This window comes from Pantoea sp. GL120224-02 (genome assembly GCF_900215395.1).
GTDB classification, from domain to species: Bacteria; Pseudomonadota; Gammaproteobacteria; order Enterobacterales; family Enterobacteriaceae; genus Pantoea; species Pantoea communis.
Window position 1 is genome coordinate 778,873 of sequence record NZ_OBEC01000001.1, and the last position, 6,095, is coordinate 784,967.

The 6,095-nt window shown below is 54.0% G+C and carries 3 protein-coding genes; 1 reads left to right on the plus strand and 2 read right to left on the minus strand.

Annotation, left to right across the window (positions count from 1 at the left end; translation table 11 throughout):
• Window positions 1–84 precede the first annotated feature (84 nt).
• Window positions 85–684, minus strand: a complete 600-nt coding sequence (gene azoR / locus CRO33_RS03615) for an FMN-dependent NADH-azoreductase (RefSeq protein ID WP_034821315.1) — start codon at window positions 682–684, stop codon at window positions 85–87.
• A gap of 255 nt (window positions 685–939) precedes the next feature.
• Here azoR and hrpA point away from each other — a divergent pair, with 255 nt between their 5' ends.
• Complete coding sequence (hrpA, locus tag CRO33_RS03620; protein WP_097117062.1) at window positions 940–4,836, plus strand: ATP-dependent RNA helicase HrpA; 3,897 nt, start codon at window positions 940–942, stop codon at window positions 4,834–4,836.
• A gap of 110 nt (window positions 4,837–4,946) precedes the next feature.
• Here the strand turns inward: hrpA and CRO33_RS03625 are convergent, their stop codons facing one another.
• On the minus strand, window positions 4,947–5,753 hold the full coding sequence (locus tag CRO33_RS03625; RefSeq protein WP_034821307.1) for a trypsin-like serine peptidase: 807 nt from the start codon (window positions 5,751–5,753) through the stop codon (window positions 4,947–4,949).
• Between the last annotated feature and the right edge of the window lie 342 nt (window positions 5,754–6,095).

Consider the following 6,095-nt stretch of genomic DNA (forward strand, 5'->3'; position numbering starts at 1 on the left):
ACAGCCATAAAAAAGCCGGGCACTCAGGCCCGGCAAAGATGGCATCATACCCATTATTCTCGGGTATTCATCACGTTCTTAAGATTACGCAGCAACAATTTGCTTGATGGCGTCTTTCGCGTCGTTAGCCGCTTTGGTCGCCACTTCTGGACCATAAGCAATACCTTCAGCGAACACGAAGTTCACATCGGTGATGCCGATGAAGCCCAGGAACAATTTCACGTATGGGGTCAGCAGATCCGTTGGGGTATCTTTGTGAATACCGCCACGGCTTGACAGGATCACGGCACGTTTACCGGTGACCAGACCTTCCGGGCCTGCTTCGGTGTAACGGAAAGTCACGCCAGCACGCGCAATCAGGTCGAAGTAGTTTTTCAGCTGAGTTGGGATGTTGAAGTTGTACATTGGCGCAGCAATAACCACAGTGTCATGCGCTTGCAGTTCTGCAATCAGCTCATCAGACAGCGCCAGGGCTTCCTGCTGACGTGGAGACAGCGGAGCATCAGAAGGACGCAGTGCACCAACCAACTCGCCATCCAGAACGGGAATTGGCTGAGCAGCCAGATCGCGAACAGTCACTTCATTACCTTTGGCGCGCGCTTCTTCAGCGTAGAAGTCAGCCAGTTGGTTTGACTGAGAGTAACCGGCTAGAATGCTTGATTTCAGAACTAAAACTTTGCTCATGGTGTTTTCCTGTGCGTTACGCGGTTGGCTTACCGCTCAATGCGTTACACTCTACGGAGATCCTCCGCGAGGTAAAAGCGCAATATTTCGAGACCTATGTTCGAAATTATTGAATAAGGTCGCACGTCCGGTCAGGTGAGGTTGTCCAGAGTGTGCTATTATGCCGGGCAATAATTGATTGAATCCGCCGGGAAATTTCAGCCGGCATTGAGCGCACTTTGCCAGGCTCGCCGCGACCACAGGTAACACACCACTATGTCATCATCCGTCACTTCCCCTTTGGCCCCACTCTGGACGCGGCTCGATAATCTGATGCTGCGCGACCGCCAGCGCTTGCAGCGCCGTTTGCATGGCGCAGCGAAGGTGAAAAATCCAGCCGCGCAGCAGGGCATTGCAACAGAACTAGAAGCCGAATTTGCTGCCGCTGAACTGCGCATTGCACAGCGCACGGCGGCCACGCCACGCATCACCTTCCCGGAAAATCTGCCGGTCAGTCAAAAGCAGCAAGAAATAGCCGAGGCGATTCGCGATCATCAGGTGGTGATTGTGGCCGGGGAAACCGGTTCAGGGAAAACCACCCAGCTACCGAAGATTTGCCTGGCGCTCGGGCGTGGTGTCAAAGGGTTGATTGGTCATACGCAGCCGCGCCGTCTGGCGGCACGTACCGTTGCCAATCGTATTGCCGATGAGCTGGAAACCTCGCTCGGCGGCACTATCGGCTATAAGGTGCGCTTTAACGACCAGGTCAGCGACACGACGCAAGTGAAGCTGATGACCGACGGTATTCTGCTGGCGGAAATCCAGCAGGATCGTCAGTTGTTGCAATATGACACCATCATCATCGATGAAGCGCACGAACGCAGTTTGAACATCGATTTTCTGCTGGGATATCTGCGCGAGCTGCTGCCGCGCCGTCCCGATTTGAAAGTGATCATCACCTCGGCGACCATCGATCCGCAGCGTTTCTCTCGCCACTTCCATAATGCGCCGGTGATAGAAGTCTCAGGCCGAACCTATCCAGTCGAAGTGCGCTACCGCCCAATGGTGGAAGACGCTGACGATACCGACCGCGATCAGCTGCAGGCGATTTTTGACGCGGTCGATGAGTTAGGTCACGAGAGCCGTGGCGATATCCTGATCTTTATGAGTGGCGAGCGTGAAATTCGCGATACCGCCGATGCGCTGATGAAGCGCGATATCCCGCACACCGAAATCTTACCGCTGTATGCGCGGCTGTCGAATGCCGAACAGAACCGGGTGTTCCAGTCACACAGTGGACGCCGCATCGTGCTGGCCACCAACGTGGCCGAGACTTCACTCACCGTACCGGGCATTAAATACGTTATCGATCCCGGTACGGCGCGCATTAGCCGCTACAGCTATCGTACTAAGGTGCAGCGCCTGCCGATCGAGCCGATTTCTCAGGCATCCGCCAATCAACGTAAAGGGCGTTGCGGACGTGTGTCGGAAGGGATCTGTATCCGTCTCTACTCTGAAGACGATTTCCTCAGTCGTCCGGCGTTTACCGATCCGGAAATTCTGCGTACCAACCTGGCGTCGGTTATCTTGCAAATGACGGCGCTCGGCCTGGGCGATATCGGCGCATTTCCGTTTGTCGAAGCACCCGACAAGCGCAATATTCAGGATGGCGTGCGCTTGCTGGAAGAGTTGGGCGCTATCACGCTAAGTGAGGATGAAACCTACAAGCTGACGACGTCTGGCCGCCAGCTGGCGCAATTGCCAGTCGATCCGCGTCTGGCACGCATGGTACTGGAAGCGCAAAAATTTGGCTGTGTGCGTGAAGCGATGATCATCACTGCGGCCTTATCGATTCAGGATCCGCGCGAGCGCCCAAGTGATAAACAGCAGGCATCCGATGAAAAACATCGGCGTTTTGCTGACAAAGAGTCGGATTTCCTCTCATTTGTGAATCTGTGGAATTATCTGCAGGAGCAGCAAAAAGCGCTGTCGGGCAATCACTTCCGGCGTCAGTGTAAAACCGACTTTCTCAACTATTTGCGCGTGCGTGAATGGCAGGATATTTACACGCAATTGCGTCAGGTGGTACGCGAACAGGGTATGCCGGTAAACAGCGAACCCGCGCCCTATCGTGAAGTGCACTGCGCTTTACTGACCGGATTACTGTCGCATATTGGTCAGAAAGACAATGAGAAGCATGAATTCACTGGCGCGCGTAATGCCCGCTTCTCCATTTTCCCTGGCTCCGGCCTGTTTAAGAAGCCGCCGAAGTGGACCATGGTCGCGGAACTGGTGGAGACCAGCCGGTTGTGGGGCCGCGTGGCCGCACGTATCGATCCCGAATGGATCGAACCGCTGGCCCAGCATTTGATTAAACGCAGCTACAGCGAACCGCACTGGGAGAAAGCCCAGGGCGCGGTAATGGCGACAGAAAAAGTCACGCTGTATGGCCTGGCAATTGTGCAGGCGCGTAAGGTCAACTACAGCCGCATTGATGCGCCACTCAGTCGTGAGCTGTTTATCCGCCACGCGCTGGTGGAAGGCGACTGGCAGACGCGCCATGCGTTTCTGCGCAACAACCTCAAATTGCGCAGTGAAGTGGAAGATCTGGAACACAAATCACGTCGTCGTGACATTCTGGTCGATGATGAAACGTTGTTTGCTTTCTACGACCGCCGCATTGGCGCTGACGTGGTCTCCGCACGCCACTTTGATAGCTGGTGGAAACAGGCGAGCAAGGACAATCCTGACCTGCTGAGTTTTGATAAGCAGATGCTGATCAAAGATGGCGCGGATAAAGTCAGCCAGCTCGATTACCCGAATTTCTGGCATCAGGGCAATCTGAAGCTAAAACTGAGCTATCAGTTTGAGCCCGGCGCGGATGCCGATGGTGTGACCGTTCACATTCCGTTGCCGTTGCTGAATCAGGTTGAAGAGGGGGGGTTTGAGTGGCAAATCCCCGGCGTGCGCCGTGAGTTGGTGATTGCACTGATTAAATCGCTGCCAAAACCAACGCGCCGCAATCTGGTGCCTGCACCGAACTATGCAGAAGCTTTCCTCGGTCGTGTTAAAGCGATGGAGTTACCGCTGCTGGATGCGCTGGAGCGCGAGTTCCGCCGCATGACCGGGGTGACCATTGACCGTGAAGCCTGGCAGTGGGATCAGGTGCCCGATCACCTGAAAATGACCTTCCGCATTGTGGATGAACACAACCGCAAACTGCAGGAAGGCAAAGACCTGCATCAATTAAAGCAGGTATTGAAAGGTAAAGTGCAGGAAACGCTGTCGAAAGTCGCAGACGATGGGCTGGAGCAGAGCGGACTGCACATCTGGAGCTTTGGTGATTTGCCGCAAAGTTACGAGCAGAAACGCGGCAGCTATCAGGTTAAAGCCTGGCCCGCACTGGTCGACGAGAAAGACAGTGTCGCCATTCGGCTGTTCGATAATGAACTGGAGCAGCAGAAAATGATGTGGCGCGGTCAGCGTCGCTTGTTACTGTTGAACATCCCGTCGCCGATCAAGTATCTGCACGAGAAACTGCCCAACAAAGCCAAGCTCGGCTTGTACTTCAATCCCTACGGCAAAGTGCTGGATTTGATTGATGACTGCATCGCTTGTGGAGTCGACAAACTGATGGCGGAAGCGGGCGGTCCGGCATGGCAACAGGAGAATTTCGAGCAACTGCGCGACAAAGTGCGAGCTGAATTGAACGAAACTGTGGTGACGATTGCCAAACAGGTCGAGCAGATTCTGACCAGCGTATTCAATATCAACAAGTTCCTGAAGGGTCGTGTCGACATGACGCTGGCGCTGGCACTGTCTGATATTAAAGTGCAAATGAGTGGCCTGGTATACCGCGGCTTTGTCACCGGTAATGGCTATCAGCATCTGGGCGATACGTTGCGCTATTTACAGGGCATCGAGCGCCGCCTTGAAAAACTGCCGACTGACCCTTACAGCGATCGTGCGCGCATGCTGAAAGTGCAGGCCACAGAGCAGGCGTGGCAAGCATGGCGCAATAAACTGCCCCCGCAGCGTCAGGATGATGCTGAAGTTCAGGCGATCCGCTGGATGCTTGAGGAGTTACGGATTAGCTATTTTGCTCAGCAGCTGGGCACACCTTATCCTATCTCTGATAAGCGTATTCTGCAGGCGATGGAACAGATTAGCTGAGTCAACAAAAGCACAGAGGCGCTATTTCTGCGCCTCTGTGAGTGAAATATCGCTGACTGCGCATGAAACTCCCTGGCGCGAAGAAGGTGAGCGATTCTGTGGCGAAAATCTTATTTCGCCAGCTCTTCCAGACTGTCTTTAAACGACGTCACCGCGATGGCACGGTTATCCGCGCGATAACGGTCCGCCGGTGCGGGTGCAGAGCTTTGCACCGCAATCAGTTTCCAGCCATCACCACTTTTCAATAGCAGCGGCGATCCGCTGTCGCCTGGCAACGTATCACATTGATGAGACAGCACCGCGCGTTGCGCCCAGCCGGTAATCAGGCAGTCGCTGTGAGAATAGAGCGTGTCGAGGTGATCAGCAGGGTAACCGGCTTGTGTCACTTTGCGTTCGGTGGTTTTCAACGCATCGGTTAAATCGCTACGTGAGCCGTCAAATAAGGGGATGGGTACGATACCCGACGGCGGATTATGCAAAATGACCAGCCCGTAATCGTAAGGTGCCGCGCCTGGTGGCACGATCCAGCCCTCACCATCGGCCTGTAGCCTGCGCGCCAGTGAAGGTTCTACACGCGCATCAATATCATGTATTTCGTAACGCCAGCCTTTAGCACCTGACATAAAACGCAGCGCCACCGGTTTATCAAATTTACCCGGAGGGGCGAGCAGGCAGTGTCCAGCGGTTAATGCCAGATGGGCGGATATCAGGGTGGCCGTGCAGAGGTTGCCACTTTCGGTCTCCAGTTGTCCAATGGCATCCCAGGGAGCGGCACTCACATCCGTAATGGCTTTGCGGTGGTCTTTGCCAAAAAATAGCGTCTTGATGTCTTCCGGGCTTGGCCCATCTTCATCATCGGCATGTGCTGCGAGGTTAAAACTGAAAATTCCAACAAGTAACAGGATAGCCAGGCGCATAGTTCTCTCAATGGCGAGAATAAGAAGAGGTTATTGTCATCACGCTTGAGCGATAACTATAGTCGGAGAGCGGGAAAAAAGGGAGAAATATTGGAGTAATCAGCACGCTACAACGACTAGATAAAAAAGCTGGCTGCAACAATGCCGCACAGGATCATCACAATCAGGATAATTTCGAAGCGATAGCGACGCACCATTTTTCGCTACTCCAGTAAATAAACACCCGGCATAACCGGGTGTTTTCAATCGTTAATGCGGTGTTGGCGCTAAGAGGCCGACTTATTTAGCCGCTTTTTTCACTTTGTGGTGCTTTTTAGCAGCCTGAGCTTTCTGTGCAGCTGG